Origin of the sequence: Rhizobium sp. 18065, from assembly GCF_902706095.1 — a bacterium.
Lineage (GTDB): Bacteria > Pseudomonadota > Alphaproteobacteria > Rhizobiales > Rhizobiaceae > Allorhizobium.
In genome coordinates, this window is the sequence record NZ_CACSJP010000001.1 from 126322 (window position 1) to 150201 (window position 23880).

Sequence of the window (23880 nt, forward strand, 5' to 3'; positions counted from 1 at the left end):
CCGCCCGGCCATCGTCTCTTTGACACGCAAACCGCCGGTCGAGATTGTCGACCGGCGGCGTTTATGTCGGTGTGGCGTATCAGCCGCCGATGGTCGCCTTGCGGGCATCAATGATCGGCTTGTAGAAGTCGACATTGACTTCGGTGAAGCCGGTGAAATCGCCACCCTGCACGGCCGAGAAGCAGGCCGGGTCGGACTTCGGCAGGTCGATCATGAACTGCTTGAACTTCGTCTTCATGTCTTCGTTCATCGAGGTGCGAACGACGACCGGGCCATTCGGGATCAGCGGCGACTTCCACAGTTCGACCAGGTCATCCATGTTCAGGATACCCTTGTCGACCATCTTGCGCAGGTTGCCGGAGGTGTAGCCGTCCTTGAAATCGCCAACGCCGGAGCCGAAGGTCGTGCCGGCATCAAAGGTGCCCTTGAGCACTTCGAGAACCAGGTTCTCATGGCCGCCGCCGAAGCCGGTTTCAGCGACGAATTCCTTGACCGGGCCGCCGATGGCTTCCGGCAGGGTGACGGTGGGGATCAGGTAGCCCGAGGTCGAATCCGGGTCGGCGAAACCGAGCTTCTTGCCCTTGATGTCTTCGACCTTGGTCATGCCGCTGTCCTTGCGGGCAACCATGATCGAGTAGTAGCCCATCGAGCCGTCGGTCTGGACGGTGGTCAGGATCGGCTCGACGGCATCAGCCTTGGCGAGATAGATCTTGGCATAACCGGAAGCACCGAGTTCGGCATAGTCGAGTGTGCCGCCGAGCAGGCCCTGGATGACGCCGTCATAGTCGGCGGCAGGAAACAGCGAGACCTTTTCGACGCCGAGAACGGCTGGCAGCTTGTCGGTCATGCACTGGTAGTTGCGCAGGCGGTCGGCTTCGTTTTCGCCACCGAGAATGCCGATGCGGAATTCCTTGAGGTCTTCGGCATGCACGGAGCCGGCGAGAGCCACGAGAGCTGCCGTGGCAAGCAAAGTCTTCTTCAACATGAGTTCATCTCCTGTTTGATGGAATGCGTGAGGTGGTTCTGGAACCGGTCGCCCTTGACGCGGGCTTGCGATCTTTGCGGGCGCTCAGGCCTCGGCTGCTGCCAAGGGGCGAAGGCCGGCTGATGGGATTTTCGCCGCAACATTGTTCTGATGGGCAGGAATGTTAATGCTGGTCGATGTCATCGTTTCGTCGATGCCGGCACCATGCTGGTCCGCGCCATAGATTTCCTGCACCGCTTCGGCGGTCAGTTCTCCCGGCGTGCCGTCGAATACGACACGACCGCGCGCCATGCCGATGATCCGTTCGCAATAATTGCGCGCCGTATCGAGCGTATGCAGGTTGGTGACAACAGTGATGCCGTCCTGCTCATTGATGTTCTTCAGCGCGTCCATGACAATCTTCGCATTGAGCGGATCGAGCGAGGCGATCGGTTCGTCTGCCAGAACCATTTTCGGCGATTGCATCAGGGCACGGGCGATCGCCACGCGCTGCTGCTGGCCGCCTGAAAGCGTGCCGGCGGCCTGAAGCGCGGTCTGTTCGATGCCAAGGCGCTCAAGCGCTGCAATCGCCATCAGGCGCTCTTCGCGGGAAAAGATGTTGAGCAGGCTGAGCGTCGTGGAGCGATGGTTGAGACGGCCGAGCAGCACATTGGTCAGGACGTCGAGGCGCGGCACGAGATTGAACTGCTGGAAGATCATCGCGCAATCACGTTGCCAGTCGCGCAGGGCAGCGCCACGCAGTGTCGAGATTTCCGTATCGCCGAAACGAATGCTGCCGGAGGTTGGATCGACGAGCCGATTGATCATCCGCAGCAGCGTCGACTTGCCGGCGCCTGAACGTCCGATCACGCCGACCATCTGGCCTGCCGGAATATCGAGCGTGACGGAATCAACAGCCTTGTTGCTGCCGAACTGGCGATTGAGGTTTTCCAACTTGAAACGCATCTTGGGTCCTTCGCCATCATGTCTACGGAACGGGCTCCGATCTAGTGCCTTTGCGTGAAGTCCCAATGTCAGTTTCATGTCGGTTTTGTAAAATGAACTAAGGCTTTGATTATTAGCAATAATCACAAGTATTTCTCAACGAATGCATCGCCGTCGAGGCTGCGGAAATCCTCCAGTGCCGCAAAAAGCCGGTCGTGCTCCCAGTCCCACCAGGCCAGCCGCTCCATGCCGTCCGCGACCGCCTTGGGAAACCGCTCGCGAATGAGCTTGGCCGGCACGCCGCCGACAATCGTGTAAGGTGCGACATCCTTGGAGACGACGGCGCCGGCACCGATCACCGCCCCGTTGCCGACCGTGACGCCGGGCAGAACCGTTGCCCCGTGACCGATCCAGACATCGTGGCCGATGGTCACGCGGTTCTCGCGGCGCCACTCGAAGAAATCGTGGTCGTTTTCCGCACCTTCGAAATAGTCCGCTGCCCGGTAGGTGAAATGATGCAGCGTTGCCCGCCAGGTCGGATGATTGGTCGCATTGATGCGCACGCTCGCAGCAATGTTGGCGAACTTGCCGATGGTCGCGCACCAGACGGCGCCATCATGCATGATGTAGGAGTAATCGCCCATCTCGACTTCGTCGAGCCGGCAGCGCTCAGACACTTCTGTATAGCAGCCGAGCGTTGAATTGCTCACCCGCGCCGTCTCGTGGAGGAAGGGCTTGAGACCGAGTTGCTTGCTCATGCGGCCACTTTCCGAGGTGAAAATTGCGAGACGTCGAGAATGCGGTCGGCCACCAGTTCGCGCACTTCCGCGTCGTGGAAGATGCCGAGAAGTGCGACGCCTTGCGTCTTCTTGGCGCGGATCATCTCGACCACCACGGCGCGGTTGGCCGCATCCAGCGAGGCCGTAGGTTCGTCGAGCAACAGGATCGTATGGTCGGTGATGAAGCCGCGGGCGATATTCACGCGCTGCTGCTCGCCGCCGGAAAAGGTCGATGGCGGCAATTGCCAGAGATCGCGCGGCAGGTTGAGCTTCGCCAGCAATTCGCTTGCACGAGCCCGAGCTTCGTCGGCCGAAATGCCGCGCGCGACCAGCGGTTCTGCCACGACATCCAGTGTCGAGACCCGCGGTACCGTGCGCAGGAACTGGCTGACATAACCGAGCGTGCCGCGCCGCACTTCCAGCACCTGGCGCGGATCGGCACTGGCGATATCGACCATTTTGTCCTGGTGGTTGATCAGGATCTGCCCGGCATCCACGGCATAGTTGCCGTAGAGCATCTTCAGGATCGAGCTTTTGCCGATGCCCGATGGGCCGCCCAGCACGACACATTCGCCGGCCGCGACCGCAAACGAGACATTGGCGACAACCGGCAGCTTGAGGCCGCCGCGCAGGTGCATGGTGAAGCTCTTCGAGACTTCGGAAACGACGAGGGGCGTTGCCATGGTTTTTCTCCGTCAGACCTGCAGGATCGAGGATACGAGCAGCTGGGTATAGGGTTCGCGGGGATCGTCGAGCACGCGGTCGGTCAGACCCTGTTCGATGACATGGCCGTCCTTCATCACCATCATCCGGTGCGACAGCAGGCGGGCGACGGCAAGGTCATGGGTGACGACAATGGCGGAAAGCCCGAGATCGTTGACCAGGCCGCGCACCAGATCGAGCAGGCGCGCCTGCACCGAGACGTCGAGACCGCCTGTCGGCTCGTCCATGAAGACAAGGCGCGGGCCGGTCACCAGATTGCGGGCGATCTGCAGCCGCTGGCGCATGCCGCCGGAAAAGGCGCGCGGCTGGTCGTCGATGCGGTCGGTGGAAATCTCCACCCGCTCCAGCCATTCGTTGGCCGTCTGGCGGATATTGCCATAGTGGCGGTCGCCGATTGCCATCAGCCTTTCGCCGACATTGGCGCCGGCCGATACCGTCATGCGCAACCCGTCGGCCGGGTTCTGGTGCACGAAACCCCAGTCGGTCCGCATCAGGAACCGGCGTTCGGCCTCGCTCATATGGTAGAGCTCGCGGTACTGGCCGTCGCGCATGTGATAGTCGACGCTGCCGGTGGTGGGCATCAGCCGGGTGGAAAGGCAGTTCAGCAGGGTGGTCTTGCCCGAGCCGCTTTCGCCGACGATCGCCAGCACTTCGCCGGGCCAGAGATCGAAGGACACCGTGTTGCAACCGATCCGGCTGCCATAGAATTTCGACAGGTTGCGAACCTTGAGAAGCGGTTGGTCGCTCATTCCGCAGCCTCCTTGCTGGTCGCCAGCATCGCGCCGACATGGCCTTCGGCCTGGCGGGTTTCGCAGTGATCGGTGTCCGAGCAGACGAACATTCGCCCGCCCTTGTCGTCGAGCACCACTTCGTCGAGATAGACATGCTCGGCGCCGCAGAGCGCGCAGGGCTTGTCGAAAGTCTGGATCTCGAAGGGGTGATCCTCGAAGTCGAGACTGACGACCTCGGTATAGGGCGGCACCGCATAGATCCGCTTCTCGCGGCCGGCGCCGAACAGCTGCAAGGCTTCCGACATGTGCATCTTCGGATTGTCGAACTTCGGCGTCGGCGAGGGATCCATCACGTAGCGGCCATGCACCTTGACCGGATAGGCATAGGTCGTGGCAATGCGGCCGTGCTTGGCGATGTCCTCGTAGAGCTTCACATGCATCAGCCCGTATTCTTCAAGCGCATGCATCTTGCGTGTCTCGGTCTCGCGCGGCTCGAGGAAGCGCAAGGGTTCCGGGATCGGCACCTGATAGACCAGCACCTGGCCTTCCCGAAGCGTCTCTTCGGGAATGCGGTGGCGGGTCTGGATGATCGACGCTTCGCCGGTATGGGTGGTGACGGCGACTTCGGCGACCTTCTGGAAGAAGGCACGGATCGAGACCGCATTGGTCGTGTCGTCGGCGCCCTGGTCGATGACTTTCAGCACATCGTCCGGCCCGATGATCGAGGCCGTGACCTGCACGCCGCCGGTGCCCCAGCCATAGGGCATCGGCATTTCGCGAGAAGCAAACGGTACCTGGTAACCCGGTATGGCGATCGCCTTCAGGATTGCCCGACGGATCATCCGCTTGGTCTGTTCGTCGAGATAGGCAAAGTTATAGGTGGCGAGATCGCTCATTCCGCAGCCTCCTTGATATCGTTCTGTTCCTGCCGTGCAGCTTCATGCTTGGCCCGCATGCGGCGCACGAGATCGAGTTCGGCCTGGAAGTCGACATAGTGCGGCAGCTTCAGATGCTCGACGAAACCGGTCGCCTGCACGTTGTCGCAATGGGAAATGACGAATTCCTCATCCTGTGCCGGGGCGACGATATCCTCGCCGAATTCCTGGGTGCGCAGCGCCCGGTCGACCAGTGACATCGACATCGCCTTGCGTTCGCTCTGGCCGAACACCAGGCCATAGCCGCGGGTGAACTGCGGCGGCGCCTTGGCCGAACCCTTGAACTGGTTGACCATCTGGCACTCGGTCACGCGGATTTCACCGAGTGACACACAGAAGCCGAGTTCCGGGACATCGAATTCGATCTCGACCTGTCCCATGCGGATTTCGCCGACGAAAGGATGCGTGCGGCCATAGCCGCGCTGGGTCGAATAGCCGAGTGCCAGGAGAAAGCCCTCGTCGCCGCGCGCCAATGCCTGCAGCCGCAGATCGCGCGGCATCGGAAATTCCATCGGCTCGCGGGTGATGTCGCCGGCAATGTGATCCTGCGGCATCTCGCCATCCGGCTCGATCAAGCCTTCGCCGTCGAGAATGTCGGAGACGCGCATGACATGCTCGCCGCCGTCTTCGCGCATCATCGGCTCATCGACGGTTTCGTCCTCCAGCAGCGACGGGTCGAGCAGCCGGTGAGTGTAATCGAAGGTCGGCCCGAGCAACTGGCCGCCGGGCAGGTCCTTGTAAGTGGCCGACACGCGCCGCTCGACGCGCATCGCGCCCGTCTCGACCGGCAGCGATGTGCCGAAGCGCGGCAGGGTGGTGCGATAGGCGCGCAGGAGGAAGATCGCCTCGATCATGTCGCCGCGCGACTGCTTCAAGGCGAGTGCGGCCAGCGAACGGTCGTAGAGCGAGGCCTCCGCCATCACCCGGTCGACCGACAGGCCAAGCTGTTCGATGATCTGGTCGATGGAAATGCTCGGCAGGGTGCGGTCGCCGCGACGTTTGTCGGCCAGCAGGCGATGCGCATTGGCAATGGCGGTTTCGCCACCTTTGACGGCTACATACATGGCTCAGGCCTCCAGGGCGGTGATCTTGCAGGTGCGGGGCAGGGCGATCAGCTGTCGCCCGGCGGTCAGCACGACATCGACGCCGCGCGGAAACAGCGCGCGATTGTCTGTCCATTGGCGCAGGAGCATGTCGGGGAGCCCCATTGGTGCGATCTGGACCGTTTCCCTGATGCCCGGCCCGGAAAGCTGCAGCGGCCTGCCGCCTTCGAATGCGTCGACCTCCACAATGATGGTGGTCGAGCGGTCCGGATATTCCTGGCTGCCAAGCGAAAAATGCGCCAGCGATGGAAGCATCGCCCTCGCTTCGGCAAAGGCGAACCGGGCGTCGATCTTTTCCCGGGTCAGCGGCGCGCCGGTATGGAAACCGATCCAGTCGGGCAGCGCCGATTTGTTGAGCCCGGGTGTCAGCCACACGGGCGTATCGTGATCGCAAAGCGTCAGCAGCAGGGCGCCTGCAGCGATACCAAGCGGTGCCGGAGGTGCGACGGGCGGAAGCACGGCCCCCAGCAACCCTGGTCGCGCCATGCAGTCCATCAGCACCCGAAAAACGCTCTGGGCGTTGAAGACGGCATCCGGGAAACCACCGATCAGGCTTTCATTTCTATTGTCCATCAGTCCTCTCCCCGTACCATGGTGAAGAAATCGACCTTCGTGGCCGCCGTTTCTTGCTCGGTTCGCTTCTCTTCCTCGGCGATGCGTGCTGCGACCGTGGCCAGCAGGCCCGCTTCCAGCGCCGGCCTTTGCTCGTCGTCCTGGGCAACAGCGTCGATTACGGCGGCGAGCGTCACCGCAGTCCGATCGGTGCCGAGCCGATAGCCATGCCCGATTTCTCCGGTGGAAAGCCGGATGCTGGCGCGGCTGACGGTCGCCTCGCCGAGATTGAAGGCAGCGCCTCCGCCGCCAATCCGTCCACGCACCATCACCAGTCCCGTCTCGGGACCACGTAGCGGCGCAAAGCTCGGCGCTGGCGAAAGGGTGTCGAAAGCGGTCTGTAGCTCTGCTTTGGTTGCGCGTGCGAGCAGATCGACAATATGTTTTCGACCGGATTGCTGGTCGGTCATCGTTTGTTTCAAGGCGTCCATTGCAATTCCTCATAATGTCTAGTAATATAGACAACTATACAAGTTAATGTATGAGTAAACGCAAGGCGTGACAAGCATATGACAGGCACGGGGCAAGCGGTGGGCCAACGGTGATCCAGAGACAGAAGGGCGTGGCCCTGTGGCGGCAGATTTCAGACCGGATCCGCGCCAATATCGCCAGTGGTGCTTATGACGCCACCGGCATGGTACCGGCCGAAACGGCACTGGCCGAGGAATTCGGCGTCAACCGCCATACCGTTCGCGCCGCCCTGTCGGCCTTGGCACAGGAAGGCATGGTCCGCGCAGTGCAGGGGCGCGGCACGATGATCGAGCGACGCGACAAGTTCGATTTCCCCATCGGTCGCCGCACGCGCTTCACCGAAGGCATCGGTGATCAGGCGCGCGATATCAGGGGATTGCTGCTGAATGCCGGTCGTGAAAGTGCCACCGCCGACATCGCCACCCGTCTCAAACTTGAAACAGGTACGGAACTCCTGCGTCTGGACGGCGTGCGCAAGGCCGACGGTCGTGCCGTCTCCTGTTCGACCATGTGGTTCCCGGCGGACCGGTTCGAAGGCATAGACGAGGCCTTCCGCCGGACCGGCTCAATCACCCAGGCGTTGGCCGCCTGCGGTGTACGTGATTATCTGCGCGAGGTGACGGAGATTTCGGCAGTGCATGCCGAACCGGATGATGTAGCAATGCTGGAACTGACGCCGGGCGCCATCATCCTGGTCACGCGTGCCGTGAATACCGATCTTGACGGCGTGCCGATCCAGTATGCAGTGACCCGCTTCCCTGCCGACCGGGTCCAGTTCACCGTCCGCAGCTGAAACGCAAGAAGCCGCCTTGCGGCGGCTTCCAGAACCCTACCCGGGACGATTTTAGTGCGCGCCGGACATGTCGCCGAGCACTTCCTTTGACGCCACGGTCGAATCGGCATTCAGCTTGTAGACCATCGGCACGCCGGTCGCGAGATTGACGTTGAGGATCTGCTCCTTGGTCAGCTTGTCGAGCACCATGACCAGCGAGCGCAGCGAATTGCCATGCGCGGCGACCAGCACCTTCTCGCCCCGCAGCACCCGCGGCAGGATTTCGGTCAGGTAGTAGGGCCAGACGCGCGCGCCGGTGTCGCGCAGGCTTTCGCCGCCCGGAGGCGGGATATCGTAGGAACGGCGCCAGATATGCACCTGCTCCTCGCCCCATTTGGCCCGGGCGTCATCCTTGTTGAGCCCCGACAGGTCGCCATAGTCGCGCTCGTTCAACGCTTCGTCCTTGATCGTCTCCAGACCTGTCTGGCCGACGTTTTCGAGGATGATGTCGCAGGTCCTCTGCGCCCGGCTGAGCACCGAGGTGAAGGCCACGTCGAACTGGATGCCATAGTCGGCCAGCGCCTTGCCGCCGGCATTGGCTTCCGTGACGCCAAGCTCCGTCAGGTCCGGATCACGCCAGCCGGTAAACAGGTTCTTCAGATTCCAGTCGCTCTGGCCATGGCGGACGAGCACGAGTGTACCGGTCATCGACAATTCCTCTCTTGACGATCAGTGGGTGGAAGAAAGCCCGAGAACATCGAGCATGGTATAGCGTCCGGGCTTCTTGTCCCGGGCCCAGGTGGCGGCCTTGACGGCGCCACGGGCAAAGATCGTCCGGTCAAGCGCGCTGTGCGACAGGGTCACCAACTCGCCTTCGCCAGCCAGAATGACGGAATGTTCGCCAACGACGGAACCGCCGCGTAACGTGGCAAAGCCGATCGAGCCTTCTTCACGCGCGCCCGTATGCCCGTCGCGAACGCGGACCGAAGCATCGGACAGGTCGACGCCACGACCGGCTGCGGCAGCCTCCCCCAACAGAAGGGCGGTGCCCGAAGGCGCGTCGACCTTGTGCTTATGGTGCATTTCCAGCACCTCGATGTCCCAGTCCGCGGCTTCAAGAGCTTTCGCCGCCTGCTGGACCAGAACCGACAGAAGATTAAGCCCGAGGCTCATATTGCCCGACTTGACCACGCGGGCATGCCGCGCGGCCGCATCGATTTTCGCCTCATGTTCCGGGCCGCAACCGGTCGTACCGATGATATGCACGATGCGCGCCTGGGCGGCGAGTGCCGCAAATTCCGTCGTAGTCTCTGGTGCGCTGAAGTCGATCACGCCATCGGCATGCAGGAAAGCGGCCAGCGGATCGTCAGTGATCGGCACGCCAAGATGACCACATCCTGCGATTTCACCGGCATCGCTCCCGATCACCACCGATCCTGGCCGCCCGAGAGCCGCATGCAGAACCACTGTGTCAGAATCGGCAATCACCTGGATCAAGGCTTTGCCCATCCGGCCGGCAGCACCGACAACGACAAGCTTCATCGGGGTATCCATGGTCATCCGTCCCTAGAGCGTTTCTGGTTCGGCTGGCGCCGATTGCAGGCTGTTGAGACGAGCGTAGAGCCCGCCCGGCTGCTTCGCAAGGCTCTCATGCGTGCCTTCTTCGACCACAAGCCCGTCTTGCATCGCAATGATCTTGTCGGCGTTCATCACGGTCGAAAGCCGGTGGGCGATCACGACAACGGTACGGCCGTTCATCGCCTCGTCCAGGGCTTTCTGCACCGCGGCTTCCGATTCCGTGTCGAGCGACGAAGTCGCCTCGTCGAGCAGCAGTATCGGCGCATTGCGCACCAGGGCGCGGGCAATGGACAGCCGCTGGCGCTGGCCGCCCGACAGCGTCACGCCGTTTTCGCCGACCGGCGTATCATAGCCCATCGGCTGGGCCAGGATGAAGTCGTGCGCATAGGCGAGCCTTGCGGCCTCTTCGATCTCGGCATCTGTGGCATCGGGTCGGCCATATCGGATATTGTCGCGGATCGTGCCCTCGAACAGATAGGGTTGCTGCGAGACATAGGCGATGTGCTGGCGAAGCGATGCCTTGGTCACATTGGCAATGTCCTGGCCATCGATCAGGATCTGCCCTGCCAATGGGTCGTAGAACCGCGGTACCAGCGTGATCACGGTGGATTTTCCGGCGCCCGACGGGCCGACCAGCGCCGTCGTCTCGCCGCCCTCGGCTGTAAAGCTCAGGCCTTTCAGCGTCTTTTCGTTGGCGCCGTAGGCAAATTGCACATCGCGGAACTCGATCCTTGCCGCGCTGACGGACAGAGGTTTCGCCCCATCCTTGTCGCGCTGGTGCGGCTGCATGTCGAGAAGGTCGTAGATCATCCGCGCATTGACGACGGCGCGTTCCATATGCACCTGCAGGCGGGCCAGGCGCCGGGCGGGTTCATAGGCGAGCAGCAGCGCTGTCACGAAGGAGAAGAAGGCGCCCGGCAGCATGCCGCCATAGATCGACTGATAGGCGGCATAGGCCAGCACGCTGGAGATGGCCACGCCGGCAAAGGTTTCCGTCAGCGGCGAGGTGCGCTCGCTCAGGCGGGCAATCCGGTTGGAGCGATGTTCGGCCGCGTCGATCGTGCCCTGGATCTTGCGCGACAGTTCGGCTTCCATGGTGAAGGCCTTGACGATCGCGATACCCTGGATCGTCTCCTGCATCGCGCCCATGACATGCGCGTTGTAGAGCACGGACTCGCGCGTCGCGCTGCGCAGCCGCTTCGAGATATAGCGCAGCGCCAGCAGCAGCGGCGGCGCAATCACGAAGACCATCAGCGTCAGCAGCGCATCCTGGTAGATCATCACCCCGACCAGCGCGATCAGCGTCAGCAGGTCTCTCGCCAGCGAGGTAATAGTCAGGTTCAGCACATCGCGGATCCCGTCGATGTTCTGGCTGATCTGTGCTGCCAGATGCGACGATCGCGCGTCGGAGAAATAGCCGATCGACAGCGTCATCAGATGGGCAAAAAGCCGGCGCTGGTAACGCGCCACGATGTTGTTGCCGATCTTCGACAGCGTCACCGCCTGGCCGTAGCTGGCAAAGCCGCGCAGCACGAACGAGGCAAGGATGGCGCCGCAGATTAGCCAGATCAGATCGGCGCGGCGATTGGCAAAGGTTTCGTTGATCACCGATTCCATGATCCAGGCGGTGAATGCCGTGGTCAGGGCAACGGTGATCAGACAGATCACGGCAAAGACATAGCCGCCGATATGATCGCGGCCGTTTTCCGACATGATGCGTTTCAGCATGGCTGTGACGCTGCCTGAATCTGCTACTGTTTTGTTGGTGCCGCTGGCGTCCAAGAAAAGACTTCCCGTGCGATTTCGCTCAATGCGCCCTTCTGGACACCGCCGCTCTATAGCCAGTCGCGCCGCGTTTGGCCATAGCTGCCCAATTTTGGGCACATGCGCCGTCTCAGCGGTGCCAGTGCCGTCCTTCTGTTGCAAGCCCGAAGCCGCCGGGATTGCAGGCATAGGCCGCAAGACCCGAAAGTGCCGCCTGCGGATGGGTGACCACGAATGTCGGAATGCTTTTCATCAGCGCCGAATGCGGAGCCTTGTCCTCGAAGGCCGCGCGAAACTCCGGCTTTTCCAGCGCCGGCAGGATCTTCGGCGAGATGCCGCCGGCGAGGAAAACCCCACCGCGCGCCATGAAGATCAGTGCCAGATCGCCGGCAACCCGGCCGAGATAGGTGGCAAAAAGACTGAGCGCTTCAGCCGCCAGCGGATCGGAACCACTGAGCCCTGCAACGGAGATATCGGCAGGTTCGCTATAGCGCGGCGTTTGTTCGCCCTCGGCCCGGCAGAGCGCCTGATAGATGTTCATCAGGCCGCGGCCGGAAAGCAGCTCCTCGGCCGAAATGCGGCCGAGCGTTGCGGTCGGATCCTTCACCGGCACCAGAAACGGCCAGATCTGCCGATCGCGTGCAGTGCGCGGTCCGACATCCACATGCCCCCCTTCACCCGGCACCGGGAACCAGGTGTCGCGGGCATGCACGAGACCGGCAACGCCAAGACCGGTGCCGGGCCCGAGAACGGCGCGCGATGCAACGGGCGCATCGGTGACCGGTCCCAGCGGATGCCGGTATTGCGGCGCAAGCGTTGCCGCAGCCAGCGCCTGCGCCTCGAAATCGTTGAGCAGCAGAACGGACTCGAAGCCCAGGTCTGCCATCAGTGTCTTCGGTTTGACCACCCAGGGATAGTTGGTCAACGGTACTTCGTCGCCGTCGATCGGCCCGGCCATGGCGATGATCAGCGTGCGCGGCTGGTGCGTTGTCTTTGCGAGAACGCTCTGCCGGATCGCATCGTCGATCGTGGCAAAATCCTTGTTCACCACATTCGGGAACGGCACGGTTTCTCCGCTTTCATCGACCAGAATGGAAAAGCGCGCATTGGTGCCGCCGATATCGCCGATCAGGATGGGAAAGCTGAGCTGGTTGTCGCTGGATGTCTGGGCCATGGTCTATCCGTTTCGAGCCGCGTGAAGCGCGTGTTTCAGGCGACCGGAGTGGTCATCAGGATTTCGGCAGTCGCAAGGTTGAGCGCCATGGGAATATCGTAAACCGTGGCAAGCCGCATCAATGCCTTCACATCGACATCATGCGGCATCGAAGTCAGCGGATCGACGAAAAACACCAGCACATCCACCTCACCGGTCGCGATCAAGGCGCCGATCTGCTGGTCGCCGCCCAGCGGACCGCTTTTCAGCGGCGTGACATCGAGCTCCGGACAGGCATCCTTTACCCGGCCGCCGGTCGTGCCGGTCGCGACGATCCGCCAGCCGGTCAGACGGGCCTGGTGACGCCGGGCGAACTCCGCCATGTCGTCTTTCTTCTGGTCATGGGCAATCAGGGCGATGCATTTTGCGCGGGTCATGATGAGGATCTGCGGCTCTTTTAAATCGATTTGACTTAAACCCTGTAGCCCAGGTCGAGCGGCTTGAAAAGCCACCGCCTGCAAGCCGCTTTGCGCTCACTGACCCGCTGGCCGGGGCAGCGGGACGGGAACGAGGGCGGGCAGTGCAAACATCGCCGTTCCATCCGCAGTAGGCGCGCTCGGTGCCGCAAAAGCTGAGGCTGTCGTCGGCATCCTGCCATTGCCGCGATACGTGGCCTCGAGCTCGCTATCCGGCGATGGTGCACCAAGGATCATCGCGCAGGCCTTTGGCAAGGCTGACAGCTGCATCGGCTTGGGTTTGGGCGCCGGCTTGGCGTTCGGATCCTTTTTCGGCGGTGCCCATGGCTCGTCGGTAAACCACCACGCCAGCGATTTGTCGCATCCATCACCACGACCGATCGGATCCTGCGACTTGCAGCCGACGGAATCCGCCGGGCACTTGATTCGCACATGGAAATGGTAGTCGTGGCCGTAATAGGGACGAACCTTGCCGAGATCGCTGCGGTCGCCGGTCCATGTCTCGCAAAGCTTTTTCTTGATCGCCGGATTGACGAAGATGCGCTCGACCTGCGGATAGCTGGCCGCCCGCATGATCACGGCTGCATGTGCCGGCGTCCAGACCTTAGGGTCCACGGTCAGGAATGCCTTCGGCTTCAGCATGGTCGTGGCGGAGATGTTCTCCCGCTCGCTGGAGGTCAGAGTGCGAGACGGCATCGGCGTCAGCCAGATATCGGCGTCGAGCCCGATCTGGTGCGAGGCATGGCCAGTCAGCATCGGCCCACCACGCGGCTGCGAAATGTCGCCGAGAAGAAGCCCGGGCCAGTTGTCATAGCGTGCCGCATCCTGCGACAACTGTTCCAGCGTCGCGATCATCTGCGGATGGCCCCAGCGCCTGTTGCGCGACAGCCGCATCGCCTGCCATGTCGGTCCATCGGTCGGGATCGCCACGCCACCAGCAAGGCAGCCCTTGGAATAGAAGCCATAGGCGGTCGGTTCGGCCCGTGCCGGCAGTTTCATGCCGCCAAATAACTCCTTGGCCGGCGGCCCATCGGCGGCGATTGCCTCGGGCGCGGCGGCGCCGAGTGCTGCCACCAGCATCAAGGCCTTGGCAATCCTGCCGGAGCGTTTCACCGATCTCATCGTCATACATCCTCATTCATCACGGCATCCGGGATTGCGACCCCGAACGATTCACCTGAGTCTATCCTGAATGGCGATTTTGGTGAATCTGCGAATGTGCACCCGCTCACTTCTGTGTCAGCCGTCTGTATTTTGCCGTCATTTGCCCTATTCTGCACTCAAGCAAAAACTAAAGGGGTTGGCGGATGGCATTGGCAAGGCGGATTGCGACATCGTTTCTGGGGCTACTGCTCTGCGGCCCGGCTCTGGGCGTTCAGGCACAGGAACCGGAATGGCGTCATGCACTCGCCGTCATCGAGGCGCCGAAATACCCCAAGGACTTCGAGCGCTTTTCCTATGTGAACCCCGATGCTCCCAAGGCTGGAAACATCAACCTCTCGGCGTCCGGCACCTTCGATAGCTTCAATCCGGTTCTCGACAAGGGCGAGTTGGCCGCAGGCCTTGCGCCACGGCTGTCGCTGGTCACGGAAACGCTGCTGAAGCCATCCATGGACGAAGTCGATGCCGTCTACGGCCTGCTGGCCGAAGCCGTCTACTATCCGGAGGACTACGCCTACGCCAGGTTCCGCCTGCGGCCGGAAGCCAAATGGGCCGATGGCGTGCCGGTGACGCCCGAGGATGTCATTTTCAGCTTCGACAAGTTCAAGGAACTCAATCCGTTATACTCGACCTACTACAACCACGTCGTGAAGGCGGAAAAGACCGGTGATCGCGAGGTCACATTTACGTTCGATGAAAAGAACAATCGCGAACTGCCGGTAATTGTCGGCGAACTGGATATCGTCCCCAAGCACTGGTGGACCGCCAACGGCCCGGATGGAAAGCCACGTGACATTTCCAGGACGACCCTTGAGCCGATCCTGGGATCGGGACCATACCGGATCGCCTCGTTCACCCCCGGCGCCAAGATCCGCTACGAATTGCGCGACGACTATTGGGGCAAGGATCTCAACGTCAATATCGGCTACAACAACTTCCAGAGCCAGACCTATACCTACTTCGCCGATCTGGACGTCGAGTTCGAAGCCTTCCGCTCCGGAGGCGTTGATTTCTGGTCCGAAAATTCGGCCATGCGCTGGGCACGGTCCTATGATTTTCCCGCCGTCGCCGACGGCCGGGTCAAGCGGCAGGTCCTCGATAACGAATACAAGACCTCGGGCGTTCTTGTCGGCTTCGTTCCGAACATGCGCCGCGAGATGTTCAAGGATGCCCGCGTGCGCAAGGCCTTGAACTACGCGTTCGATTTCGAGGAACTGAACCGGACGATCTTCTTCGATCAGTACAAGCGCATCGACAGCTATTTCTACGGCTCCGAACTCGCCTCCAAGGGCCTGCCCGAGGGCAAGGAACTGGAAATCCTCAAAGGTCTGGGCGGTGACGTCGCGCCGGAAGTGCTGACGCAGGAATACAGGAACCCGGTCGGCGGCGATGGCGCAAAGCTGCGCGACAATCTGCGTCAGGCGCTCGCGCTGCTGAAGGAAGCCGGCTACGAATTGCGCAATGGCAAGATGGTGCTGGCCTCGACCGGCGCCCCGCTGCAGTTCGAAATCTTGCTGAACGGTCCGACCATCGAGCGCGTCGCGATCCCCTTCGCAGACAATCTCCGCAAGATCGGCATTCAGGCCAATGTCCGCACGGTCGATGCCGCCCAGTATGCAAACCGCGTCCGCAGCTTCGACTATGACATGATCTATCTCGGCTGGGCACAAAGCCTCAATCCGGGCAATGAGCAGCGCGACTACTGGGGCTCGAAGTCCGTCGATCAGCAGGGATCGCGCAACTATGCCGGCATTTCCAATCCCGGGATCGACAAGCTGATCAACCAGATCATCTTTGCCAAGGATCGCGACACCCTGATCCCGACGGTCAAGGCACTCGATCGTGTGTTGCTGGCCGGGAACTATACCTTGCCCACCTATACGCTGCGGTCCTCGCGTATCGCCTATTGGGACAAGTTCGATCATGCCGAATTGCCGGCCTATGGCATTGGTTTTCCCTCGATCTGGTGGTCGAAGACGCCATGATGTTTATCAGCGGGACTTGTGCGCCGAAGCTGGCTATCAAGGGATGTATAGCGCGAATCGCTTTTGCAGGAGGGCCGACGGATTGGCTGACGGACAGGGACTGTGGTTTGACAGCGGCGCACGATCCGCGATGAGGCGCGTTCCATGACAGCCTATATTTTCCGCCGGCTTCTGCTGATGATCCCGACGATCATCGGCATCATGGGCATCTCCTTTGCTGTCATCCAGTTTGCCCCGGGCGGCCCGGTGGAACAGGTGATTGCCCAGCTCAGCGGCCAGGGCGACAGCGCCGATGCCAGACTATCCGGCGGCGGTGATATGCTCGGCCAGCAGATGGGCGGAGACGAGGGCGGCGCGCGCTATCGCGGCGCCCAGGGTCTCGATCCGGAACTCATCGCCAAGCTCGAAAAGCAGTTCGGCTTCGACAAGCCGCCGCTCGAACGTTTCCTCGAGATGATGTGGAATTATATCCGCTTCGATTTCGGCGAGAGCTTCTTCCGCAACACTTCGGTGATTGACCTGATCATCGAGAAGATGCCGGTGTCGATCTCGCTCGGCGTCTGGGTCCTGCTGATCTCCTATGCGATTTCGATACCGCTCGGCATCAAGAAGGCCGTTCAGGATGGCTCGACTTTTGACGTCTGGACATCGGGTGTCATCGTTATCGGTTATGCCGTCCCGAGCTTCCTGTTCGGCATCCTGCTGATCGTCGTCTTTGCCGGCGGATCGTTTTTCGACTGGTTCCCGCTGCGCGGCCTGACCTCGGACAATTTCGCCGAACTCAGCTGGTGGCAGAAGATTCTCGACTACTTCTGGCATTTGACCCTACCCTTGATCGCCCTGCTTCTGTCGGCCTTTGCCACGACGACGCTGCTGACCAAGAATTCCTTCATCGATGAGATCAAGAAGCAATATGTCGTCACCGCCCGCGCCAAGGGGCTGGGCGAACGTCAGGTGCTCTACGGCCATGTGTTCCGCAACGCCATGCTGATCGTGATTGCCGGCATTCCGGCAGCCTTCATCTCGGCCTTTTTCACCGGCTCCCTGCTGATCGAGAACATCTTCTCGCTCGATGGCCTTGGCCGCCTCGGTTACCTTGCCGTGGTCAATCGCGACTATCCGATCGTCTTTGCCACGCTCTACATCTTCTCGCTGATGGGCCTCGTCGTCGGCCTGATCTCCGATTTGATCTACACCTGGATCGATCCACGCATCGATTTCGATAGGAGGGATATCTGATGTCCGCCGTCGAACCCGCTATCTCTGTAGCCGTGCCGCCGCGCAGGCCTTTTCTGTCGCCGACCAATCGCCGCCGCCTGGAGAATTTCAAGGCCAATCGCCGCGGTCTCTGGTCGTTCTGGATCTTCATGATCCTGTTCCTGCTCAGTCTTTTCGCCGAATTCATCGCCAACGACCGGCCGGTCATCGCCTCCTACAAGGGCGAGATCCTGTTCCCTGTGGTCGTCGACTATCCGGAGGAAAAGTTCGGCGGCTTCCTTGCCGTCACCGATTACCGCTCGCCCTTCATCGCCGACGAGATCAATGCCAACGGCTGGATGGTCTGGCCGCCGATCCGCTATTCCTATCGCACGGTCAATTCCGAGATCCCGCATTCGGCCCCGACGCCGCCTTTCTGGCTGATGGATAAGGAAACCCGTTGCGCGGCCTATCCGCTGAAGGCCGAAGATCCGGGTTGCGTGCTCGGCAATATGAACTGGCTCGGTACCGACGATCAGGCGCGCGACGTCACGGCCCGGATGATCTACGGTTTCCGCATCTCGATCCTGTTCGGTCTGGCACTCACCATCGCCTCCGCGCTGATCGGCGTCACCGCCGGCGCCGTGCAAGGGTATTTCGGCGGCTGGACCGACCTGTTGATGCAACGCTTCATCGAGATCTGGTCGTCGATGCCGGTGCTCTACATCCTGCTGATCATCGCAGCCATCCTGCCACCCGGTTTCTTCGTCTTGCTCGGCATCATGCTGCTGTTTTCCTGGGTTGGCTTCGTCGGCATCGTCCGTGCCGAATTCCTGCGGGCGCGAAATTTCGAGTATGTGAATGCGGCGCGCGCACTCGGTGTCGGTAACTGGACCATCATGTTCCGCCATCTGCTGCCCAATGCCATGGTCGCGACGCTCACCTTCCTGCCGTTCATCCTGTCCGGCTCGATCACCACCCTGACCTCGCTCGACTTCCTCGGCTTCGGCATGCCGCCCGGCTCGCCCTCGCTCGGCGAACTGATCGCCCAGGGCAAGCGCAATCTCCAGGCGCCGTGGCTCGGCCTGACAGCCTTCTTCACGATGTCGATCATGCTGTCGCTGCTGATCTTCGTCGGCGAAGCTGTGCGCGACGCCTTCGATCCGCGAAAGACCTTCCGATGACGGGCGGTTCGTCTTTTCAGCGATCCTGTGGCAGGATGCGGTCAGTCGATTTGAAGAGGCTGACGCCATGAACAAGATCGTGCGAGACCACTACCCGGTTGAAAACCTGCCCGCCGACCTGCGTGAAGGGTTGGACGATCAGGCGACGGTGCGTGTCGTGATCGAAGTGGAAGCTGCGGCGAAGCCTGGCACCTCTCTAAAAAGGCGTTCGGTTCAAGAGACGCTTGACGATCTGGAGCGATTCCGTCGTGGACGGATCGCTGACCCGGATATCGGTGAAGCTGTATCGCGCATTCGCGCCCTTCGTGACGAATGGGATGATGAATGAGAGCTGTTAGACGTGTCTATTTGGATACGAACGTGTTCATCCTGTTGGCCGAAAAGACCCATGAAACGCAGGAGCGACTCGTTGCGCTTTTGGCGGGACAACCTTCTGATGCAGAGCCGCGATTTGCCACGAGCGAACTGACCCTCTCCGAGCTGCTCGTGAAGCCCTATCGGGAACAGGACGAGTCTCTTGTCCGTAAGTACGATTCACTGATGCAACAAAGTGAATGGCTCGACCTGCGGCCGGTGGACAGAGATGTCCTATGCCATGCTGCAGCTCTTCGGGGGCAATACGGACATCTCAAACTGCCCGACGCAATTCACCTGTCGAGTGCAATTGGTCAAGGCTGCTCGCATTTTCTATCCGACGATCGTGGCATACGTGACAGCTATGAGGTGAGGCACAATCGGCAAGATCCGCTCCTCGGCATTGCCACGCTCTCCGTCCTCCGCCCCGACGAGCCGACCCTCACATCCCTGATCGAAAGCCTGTCCGCATGACCGATCCCCTTCTCTCCGTTCGCGATCTCTCCGTGGCTTTCCATCAGGGTGGCCAACAGAGCCTGGCTGTCGACCATATCTCCTTCGATATCGGCAAGGGTGAAGTCGTGGCGCTTGTCGGCGAATCCGGCTCCGGCAAGTCGGTGTCCGCCGCCTCTGTCCTCAAGCTCCTGCCTTATCCGTCCGCCAGCCATCCGTCGGGGTCTATCCTGTTCGAAGGTCGCGATCTGATGACGGCGTCCGTTGCTGAGCTCAGGGCCGTGCGCGGCAACGACATCACCATGATCTTCCAGGAGCCGATGACCTCGCTCAATCCGCTGCACACGATCGAGCGGCAGATCGGCGAAATACTGGAATTGCACCAGGGCATGACGGGTAGCGCGGCCCGCGCCCGCATTCTGGAATTGCTCAACCAGGTCGGCATCCGCGAGCCGGAGAAACGCCTGAATGCCTTTCCACATGAATTGTCCGGCGGCCAGCGCCAGCGCGTGATGATCGCCATGGCCCTGGCCAACCGGCCAAAGCTGCTGATCGCCGACGAGCCGACAACGGCGCTCGATGTCACCGTGCAGGCGCAGATCCTCGATCTTCTCGGCCGGCTGAAGACGGAACACGGCATGTCCATGCTGTTTATCACCCATGATCTCGGCATCGTGCGCAAATTCGCCGATCGTGTCTGTGTCATGACCAGGGGAAAGATCGTCGAAACCGGCCCGGTCGAGGAAATCTTCGAGCGCCCGCAGCATGACTACACGAAGAAGCTCCTGGGCTCGGAGCCGCGCGGCGAACCGCCGAAATCGGATGCCGAAAAGCCGGTGATCATGCAGGGCGACGACATCCGCGTCTGGTTCCCGATCAAGTCAGGCTTCCTGCGCAAGACGGTTGACCATGTCAAAGCCGTCGACGGTATCGATCTTACCCTGCGCGCTGGCCAGACCCTCGGCGTTGTCGGCGAGTCGGGCTCCGGCAAGACCACCCTTGGCCTGGCGCTGGCACGCCTGATTTCCTCCAAGGGGCGCATCAGCTTTATCGGCCATGACATTGACGGATTCTCCTATCGCGAGATGCGGCCGTTCAGGGACCGGCTCCAGGTCGTTTTCCAGGACCCGTTCGGCTCGCTCAGCCCGCGCATGTCGGTCGGCGAGATCATTGCCGAGGGGCTGAAAGTGCATGAAAGTGCCCTGTCGGCCGATGAGCGGGACGCCCGGGTGTGCTGGGCGCTCGACGAGGTCGGGCTCGATCCTGCCACCCGCTGGCGTTACCCGCACGAATTCTCCGGCGGCCAGCGCCAGCGCATCGCCATTGCCCGTGCCATGGTGCTGAAGCCGCGGTTTGTCATGCTCGACGAGCCGACATCGGCGCTCGACATGACGGTTCAGGCCCAGGTCGTCGACCTGCTGCGCGACCTGCAGAAGAAACATGATCTCGCCTATCTCTTCATCAGCCATGATCTGCGGGTGGTGAAGGCGCTGGCCAATGAAATCATCGTCATGCGCGCCGGCAAAGTTGTCGAAAAGGGGCCGGCTGCCGAGGTTTTTGCCGCGCCCAAGGCCGATTACACCAAGGCCCTGATAGCCGCTGCGTTCAATCTAGAAGCCGTCGAAATCGGCGGTATCCGCCAGTAGTGGGAATTGCATGTCTTCCAAGAACCCCGTTTCTTCCAAGAGCCCCGTCATCATCGATCTGAAATTCCAGCGCGAAAGCGTCGTCAGCGCATTGCGCAACGCCTTTGCCGATCGCGAGATCATCGACATGGCCGATCCGGCCAATGCCGAGCGTGATCTCAGCACAGCCGCCTATGCCGTCGTCTGGAAGCCGGATCCTGCCCTTTTCGAAAAGGCAAAGGGGCTGAAAGCCATCTTTTCCGGCGGCGCCGGCGTCGACCACATCCTGACCACCTATGAGTTACCGGATCTGCCCGTCGTCCGTTTCGTCGATCGCAGCCTCACCGATCGCATGAGCGAATGGGTCGTGCTGCAATGCCTGAGCCATCTTCGCCAGACACTGACCTATGCGCGCCAACAGCGCGAGCATCACTGGCACGAACTCGCCGATCAGCCGGAAGCCTGCAATGTCACTGTGGGTGTCATGGGCTTGGGCGTGCTCGGTCAGGATGCCGTAGCCAAGCTCAAGGTGATGGGCTTCAATGTCATCGGCTGGTCGCGTCGGCCAAAGCAGATTGCCGGTGTCGAAACCTATGACGCCAGCGGACTGGATACATTCCTGGGGCGCACCGATATCCTGGTCGGCCTGCTGCCGCTGACCCCCGAGACCCGAGGCGTCTATGATCGTTCGCTGTTCGCGAAACTCAATCGCGACGGCGCACTTGGCGGGCCGGTCTTCCTCAATGCGGGACGGGGCGGCAGCCAGGTCGAGGCTGATCTTGTCGCCTGCCTGCAGGATGGAACGTTGAAGGCTGCCTCTCTCGATGTGTTCGAGCAGGAGCCCTTGTCCGGCGATAGTCCGCTTTGGGATATGCCCAATGTCATTGTCACCCCCCATGCCGCCGCATCGTCGGAAGTCGGCGCGCTTTTCCGTCATGTCGACAGCCAGATTGCCCGTTTTGAAGACGGTCTGCCGTTGCAACACGTGGTCGACCGCCTGACGGGCTACTGAGCCGCCAGCAGCGCAGTCGGAACCTTGGGGACATTCCCGTCGTTACTCTGGTCAATGCCGCGCGCTGCAAGCGCGGCGCCAGAACGTCAACGGAGAATGATCATGAGCAGCCGAACCGACCTGCCAGGCGATACAGATCGCCGAACCCGTGGCCTCCAGCCGGAAACCCTGACCGCAACCGAAGCGCGCCAGGGCAATCGCGGTCGTCCTGTCCTGATCGTCTTGCTCGGCGGTCTGATCCTAGCCATGCTGGTCTGGGTCCCTGCCGAATGGTGGGGCAATTCGATCGAATCGGAGACCATCCCCAACCCGGCTCAAACGGAAACGGCACCGCAGTCCTCCGAAAGCAATCCGGCTCAAACGCCGCCGCAGGCGAACCAGACACCCAGTCAGTAATCGCGGCAGGAGGGGTGTCGTTGTCTGGACATTCCGACACAGTTTGCCGATAACTTGAAACGGAAACGGCCGAAGCGATTTTCGGCCGTTCAGTCGCGGCTGAAGGCTCGCGATGAACAGGGCAGTGGCTTCCATGACGAAGACTGATATTGCAACCAGGGTTTTCAATCATGCCTGGAAGCTCGATCCGATCATCCGCAGCCTGATCGACACCGATTTCTACAAACTGTTGATGCTCCAGATGATCTGGAAGCTCTATCCCAATGTCGATGCCACCTTCACGCTGATCAACCGCACCACATCGGTCCGCCTCGCCGACGAGATCGACGAGCAGGAACTGCGCGAACAGCTGGATCATGTGCGCTCGCTGCGCCTGACCAAGAAGGAAATGATCTGGCTGGCCGGCAATACCTTTTATGGTCGCGCCCAGATCTTCGAACCGGAATTCCTCGCCTGGCTCGGCAATCTGCAACTGCCCGAATACGAACTGCACAAACGCGACGGCCAGTATGAACTGACCTTTCACGGTTCGTGGATGGAAACGACGCTGTGGGAAATACCGGCGCTTGCCATCATCAACGAATTGCGCAGCCGCGCCGCCATGCGCTCGCTCGGCTATTTTACCCTCGACGTGCTCTATGCCCGCGCCAAGGCCAAGATGTGGGCCAAGGTCGAGCGACTGGGCGAGCTTCCGGGCCTGCGCATTTCCGATTTCGGTACCCGCCGGCGCCACAGCTTCCTCTGGCAGCGCTGGTGCGTCGACGCCCTGAAGGAAGGCATCGGCCCGGCCTTTACCGGCACCAGCAACGTGCTCCTGGCGATGGATTCCGACCTCGAAGCCGTGGGCACCAATGCCCATGAACTGCCGATGGTGGTGGCAGCATTGGCCAACACCGATCAACAACTGGCCGCGGCTCCCTACCAGGTTCTGAAAGACTGGAACCGGCTCTATGGCGGCAATCTTCTGATCGTCCTGCCCGACGCCTTCGGCACGGCCTCCTTCCTGCGCGATGCGCCGGAATGGGTGGCCGACTGGACCGGCTTTCGCCCGGACAGTGCGCCGCCGATTGAAGGCGGCGAAAAGATCATCGATTGGTGGAAGAAGATGGGGCGTGATCCGCGCAAGAAGCTGCTGATCTTCTCGGATGGCCTCGATGTCGATGCGATCATCGACACCTACCGCCATTTCGCCGGTCGCGTGCGCATGAGCTTCGGCTGGGGCACCAACCTCACCAATGACTTCGCCGGTTGCGCGCCGCAGGAGATTGCCGGACTGAAGCCGATTTCGATTGTCTGCAAGGTCGCGGAAGCCAATGGCCGTCCCGCGGTCAAGCTCTCCGACAATCCGCGCAAGGCAACAGGTGATCCCGCCGAGGTCGAACGCTACCTGAAGTTTTTCGGCTCGCAGGATCGCGTCGAACAGGCGGTTCTCGTCTAGTCCGGGCACGCACCTCTGGATCAGAAGACTTGCATCCACGCTTTCGCCCATGCAGTTTGAGCGGGCGGG

The 23880-nt window shown here is 61.3% G+C and carries 25 protein-coding genes; 10 read left to right on the top strand and 15 right to left on the bottom strand.

The features are described 5' to 3' along the window. Positions 1-79: 79 nt before the first annotated feature. The 9 genes from phnD to phnG form a co-directional block, all read right to left on the bottom strand. Positions 80-985: a phosphonate ABC transporter substrate-binding protein gene (gene phnD / locus GVK95_RS00580; RefSeq protein WP_159945928.1), complete on the bottom strand. Its 906-nt coding sequence runs from the start codon at positions 983-985 to the stop codon at positions 80-82. Positions 986-1069: 84 nt separating this feature from the next. After that, the gene (phnC, locus tag GVK95_RS00585; protein WP_159945929.1) at positions 1070-1930 is read right to left on the bottom strand and encodes a phosphonate ABC transporter ATP-binding protein; all 861 of its coding nucleotides are present in this window, start codon (positions 1928-1930) and stop codon (positions 1070-1072) included. A 122-nt stretch (positions 1931-2052) separates the two neighbouring features. Continuing rightward, positions 2053-2667 carry a DapH/DapD/GlmU-related protein gene (locus GVK95_RS00590; protein ID WP_159945930.1) on the bottom strand — a complete coding sequence of 205 codons (615 nt, stop codon included), beginning with the start codon at positions 2665-2667 and terminating at the stop codon, positions 2053-2055. Then, complete coding sequence (phnL, locus tag GVK95_RS00595) at positions 2664-3371, bottom strand: phosphonate C-P lyase system protein PhnL (RefSeq protein ID WP_159945931.1); 708 nt, start codon at positions 3369-3371, stop codon at positions 2664-2666. Before phnL ends, GVK95_RS00590 begins: the two co-directional genes overlap by 4 nt. A gap of 12 nt (positions 3372-3383) precedes the next feature. After that, entirely contained in the window at positions 3384-4160 is a 777-nt protein-coding gene (phnK, locus tag GVK95_RS00600) for a phosphonate C-P lyase system protein PhnK (RefSeq protein ID WP_159945932.1), read from the bottom strand. Beyond that, a complete protein-coding gene (locus tag GVK95_RS00605) occupies positions 4157-5038 on the bottom strand; it encodes an alpha-D-ribose 1-methylphosphonate 5-phosphate C-P-lyase PhnJ (RefSeq protein WP_159945933.1) in 882 nt (293 codons plus the stop codon). The genes phnK and GVK95_RS00605 overlap by 4 nt, the downstream gene beginning before the upstream one ends. Then, positions 5035-6141, bottom strand: a complete 1107-nt coding sequence (locus GVK95_RS00610; RefSeq protein ID WP_159945934.1) for a carbon-phosphorus lyase complex subunit PhnI — start codon at positions 6139-6141, stop codon at positions 5035-5037. The genes GVK95_RS00605 and GVK95_RS00610 overlap by 4 nt, the downstream gene beginning before the upstream one ends. A 3-nt stretch (positions 6142-6144) precedes the next feature. Then, positions 6145-6753: a phosphonate C-P lyase system protein PhnH gene (phnH, locus tag GVK95_RS00615; RefSeq protein ID WP_159945935.1), complete on the bottom strand. Its 609-nt coding sequence runs from the start codon at positions 6751-6753 to the stop codon at positions 6145-6147. Then, complete coding sequence (gene phnG, locus GVK95_RS00620; protein ID WP_159945936.1) at positions 6753-7223, bottom strand: phosphonate C-P lyase system protein PhnG; 471 nt, start codon at positions 7221-7223, stop codon at positions 6753-6755. Before phnG ends, phnH begins: the two co-directional genes overlap by 1 nt. Before the next feature lie 110 nt (positions 7224-7333). Between phnG and phnF the strand changes: the two genes are divergently transcribed. Next, the gene (gene phnF, locus GVK95_RS00625; RefSeq protein WP_159945937.1) at positions 7334-8056 is read left to right on the top strand and encodes a phosphonate metabolism transcriptional regulator PhnF; all 723 of its coding nucleotides are present in this window, start codon (positions 7334-7336) and stop codon (positions 8054-8056) included. A gap of 51 nt (positions 8057-8107) precedes the next feature. Here the strand turns inward: phnF and GVK95_RS00630 are convergent, their stop codons facing one another. From GVK95_RS00630 to mepA, 6 genes are all read right to left on the bottom strand, one after another. After that, a complete protein-coding gene (locus GVK95_RS00630) occupies positions 8108-8743 on the bottom strand; it encodes a 2,3-bisphosphoglycerate-dependent phosphoglycerate mutase (protein ID WP_159945938.1) in 636 nt (211 codons plus the stop codon). 21 nt (positions 8744-8764) lie between these two features. Next, entirely contained in the window at positions 8765-9577 is an 813-nt protein-coding gene (dapB, locus tag GVK95_RS00635) for a 4-hydroxy-tetrahydrodipicolinate reductase (protein ID WP_159945939.1), read from the bottom strand. A 24-nt stretch (positions 9578-9601) separates the two neighbouring features. Beyond that, positions 9602-11341 carry an ABC transporter ATP-binding protein gene (locus GVK95_RS00640; protein ID WP_159945940.1) on the bottom strand — a complete coding sequence of 580 codons (1740 nt, stop codon included), beginning with the start codon at positions 11339-11341 and terminating at the stop codon, positions 9602-9604. 166 nt (positions 11342-11507) lie between these two features. Beyond that, entirely contained in the window at positions 11508-12551 is a 1044-nt protein-coding gene (locus GVK95_RS00645) for a glucokinase (protein ID WP_159945941.1), read from the bottom strand. Positions 12552-12586: 35 nt separating this feature from the next. Further along, positions 12587-12967, bottom strand: a complete 381-nt coding sequence (locus GVK95_RS00650; protein WP_159945942.1) for a methylglyoxal synthase — start codon at positions 12965-12967, stop codon at positions 12587-12589. 96 nt (positions 12968-13063) lie between these two features. After that, positions 13064-14128, bottom strand: coding sequence for a penicillin-insensitive murein endopeptidase (gene mepA, locus GVK95_RS00655; RefSeq protein WP_159945943.1), 1065 nt, complete (start codon positions 14126-14128; stop codon positions 13064-13066). A gap of 185 nt (positions 14129-14313) precedes the next feature. Between mepA and GVK95_RS00660 the strand changes: the two genes are divergently transcribed. The 9 genes from GVK95_RS00660 (at position 14314) to pncB (ending at position 23811) form a co-directional block, all read left to right on the top strand. Then, positions 14314-16152, top strand: coding sequence for an extracellular solute-binding protein (locus GVK95_RS00660; protein WP_159945944.1), 1839 nt, complete (start codon positions 14314-14316; stop codon positions 16150-16152). Between the two features lie 144 nt (positions 16153-16296). Further along, positions 16297-17391, top strand: a complete 1095-nt coding sequence (locus tag GVK95_RS00665) for a microcin C ABC transporter permease YejB (RefSeq protein ID WP_159945945.1) — start codon at positions 16297-16299, stop codon at positions 17389-17391. After that, entirely contained in the window at positions 17391-18533 is a 1143-nt protein-coding gene (locus GVK95_RS00670) for an ABC transporter permease (RefSeq protein ID WP_159945946.1), read from the top strand. Before GVK95_RS00665 ends, GVK95_RS00670 begins: the two co-directional genes overlap by 1 nt. A 67-nt stretch (positions 18534-18600) precedes the next feature. Next, positions 18601-18861 carry a hypothetical protein gene (locus GVK95_RS00675; protein ID WP_159945947.1) on the top strand — a complete coding sequence of 87 codons (261 nt, stop codon included), beginning with the start codon at positions 18601-18603 and terminating at the stop codon, positions 18859-18861. Further along, positions 18858-19361: a type II toxin-antitoxin system VapC family toxin gene (locus tag GVK95_RS00680; RefSeq protein ID WP_159945948.1), complete on the top strand. Its 504-nt coding sequence runs from the start codon at positions 18858-18860 to the stop codon at positions 19359-19361. The genes GVK95_RS00675 and GVK95_RS00680 overlap by 4 nt, the downstream gene beginning before the upstream one ends. Then, entirely contained in the window at positions 19358-20986 is a 1629-nt protein-coding gene (locus GVK95_RS00685) for an ABC transporter ATP-binding protein (protein ID WP_159945949.1), read from the top strand. The genes GVK95_RS00680 and GVK95_RS00685 overlap by 4 nt, the downstream gene beginning before the upstream one ends. A 10-nt stretch (positions 20987-20996) precedes the next feature. Then, positions 20997-21977 (top strand): glyoxylate/hydroxypyruvate reductase A, encoded by a 981-nt coding sequence (locus GVK95_RS00690; RefSeq protein ID WP_159945950.1) that lies wholly within the window; start codon positions 20997-20999, stop codon positions 21975-21977. Between the two features lie 102 nt (positions 21978-22079). Continuing rightward, positions 22080-22373, top strand: a complete 294-nt coding sequence (locus tag GVK95_RS00695) for a hypothetical protein (RefSeq protein ID WP_159945951.1) — start codon at positions 22080-22082, stop codon at positions 22371-22373. A gap of 133 nt (positions 22374-22506) precedes the next feature. Continuing rightward, on the top strand, positions 22507-23811 hold the full coding sequence (gene pncB / locus GVK95_RS00700) for a nicotinate phosphoribosyltransferase (RefSeq protein WP_159945952.1): 1305 nt from the start codon (positions 22507-22509) through the stop codon (positions 23809-23811). Positions 23812-23880: the final 69 nt, after the last annotated feature.

Coding starts and splice junctions, on each gene's coding strand:
- phnH (WP_159945935.1), bottom strand. CDS start 6,753: ATGGACAATAGAAATGAAAGCCTGATCGGTGGTTTCCCGGATGCCGTC.
- phnC (WP_159945929.1), bottom strand. CDS start 1,930: ATGCGTTTCAAGTTGGAAAACCTCAATCGCCAGTTCGGCAGCAACAAG.
- phnG (WP_159945936.1), bottom strand. CDS start 7,223: ATGGACGCCTTGAAACAAACGATGACCGACCAGCAATCCGGTCGAAAA.
- GVK95_RS00680 (WP_159945948.1), top strand. CDS start 18,858: ATGAGAGCTGTTAGACGTGTCTATTTGGATACGAACGTGTTCATCCTG.
- GVK95_RS00645 (WP_159945941.1), bottom strand. CDS start 12,551: ATGGCCCAGACATCCAGCGACAACCAGCTCAGCTTTCCCATCCTGATC.
- GVK95_RS00690 (WP_159945950.1), top strand. CDS start 20,997: ATGTCTTCCAAGAACCCCGTTTCTTCCAAGAGCCCCGTCATCATCGAT.
- GVK95_RS00605 (WP_159945933.1), bottom strand. CDS start 5,038: ATGAGCGATCTCGCCACCTATAACTTTGCCTATCTCGACGAACAGACC.
- GVK95_RS00660 (WP_159945944.1), top strand. CDS start 14,314: ATGGCATTGGCAAGGCGGATTGCGACATCGTTTCTGGGGCTACTGCTC.
- GVK95_RS00665 (WP_159945945.1), top strand. CDS start 16,297: ATGACAGCCTATATTTTCCGCCGGCTTCTGCTGATGATCCCGACGATC.
- GVK95_RS00670 (WP_159945946.1), top strand. CDS start 17,391: ATGTCCGCCGTCGAACCCGCTATCTCTGTAGCCGTGCCGCCGCGCAGG.
- pncB (WP_159945952.1), top strand. CDS start 22,507: ATGACGAAGACTGATATTGCAACCAGGGTTTTCAATCATGCCTGGAAG.
- GVK95_RS00685 (WP_159945949.1), top strand. CDS start 19,358: ATGACCGATCCCCTTCTCTCCGTTCGCGATCTCTCCGTGGCTTTCCAT.
- GVK95_RS00630 (WP_159945938.1), bottom strand. CDS start 8,743: ATGACCGGTACACTCGTGCTCGTCCGCCATGGCCAGAGCGACTGGAAT.
- phnK (WP_159945932.1), bottom strand. CDS start 4,160: ATGAGCGACCAACCGCTTCTCAAGGTTCGCAACCTGTCGAAATTCTAT.
- GVK95_RS00640 (WP_159945940.1), bottom strand. CDS start 11,341: ATGCTGAAACGCATCATGTCGGAAAACGGCCGCGATCATATCGGCGGC.
- phnL (WP_159945931.1), bottom strand. CDS start 3,371: ATGGCAACGCCCCTCGTCGTTTCCGAAGTCTCGAAGAGCTTCACCATG.
- phnD (WP_159945928.1), bottom strand. CDS start 985: ATGTTGAAGAAGACTTTGCTTGCCACGGCAGCTCTCGTGGCTCTCGCC.
- GVK95_RS00695 (WP_159945951.1), top strand. CDS start 22,080: ATGAGCAGCCGAACCGACCTGCCAGGCGATACAGATCGCCGAACCCGT.
- GVK95_RS00610 (WP_159945934.1), bottom strand. CDS start 6,141: ATGTATGTAGCCGTCAAAGGTGGCGAAACCGCCATTGCCAATGCGCAT.
- GVK95_RS00590 (WP_159945930.1), bottom strand. CDS start 2,667: ATGAGCAAGCAACTCGGTCTCAAGCCCTTCCTCCACGAGACGGCGCGG.
- mepA (WP_159945943.1), bottom strand. CDS start 14,128: ATGAGATCGGTGAAACGCTCCGGCAGGATTGCCAAGGCCTTGATGCTG.
- GVK95_RS00650 (WP_159945942.1), bottom strand. CDS start 12,967: ATGACCCGCGCAAAATGCATCGCCCTGATTGCCCATGACCAGAAGAAA.
- GVK95_RS00675 (WP_159945947.1), top strand. CDS start 18,601: ATGAACAAGATCGTGCGAGACCACTACCCGGTTGAAAACCTGCCCGCC.
- dapB (WP_159945939.1), bottom strand. CDS start 9,577: ATGAAGCTTGTCGTTGTCGGTGCTGCCGGCCGGATGGGCAAAGCCTTG.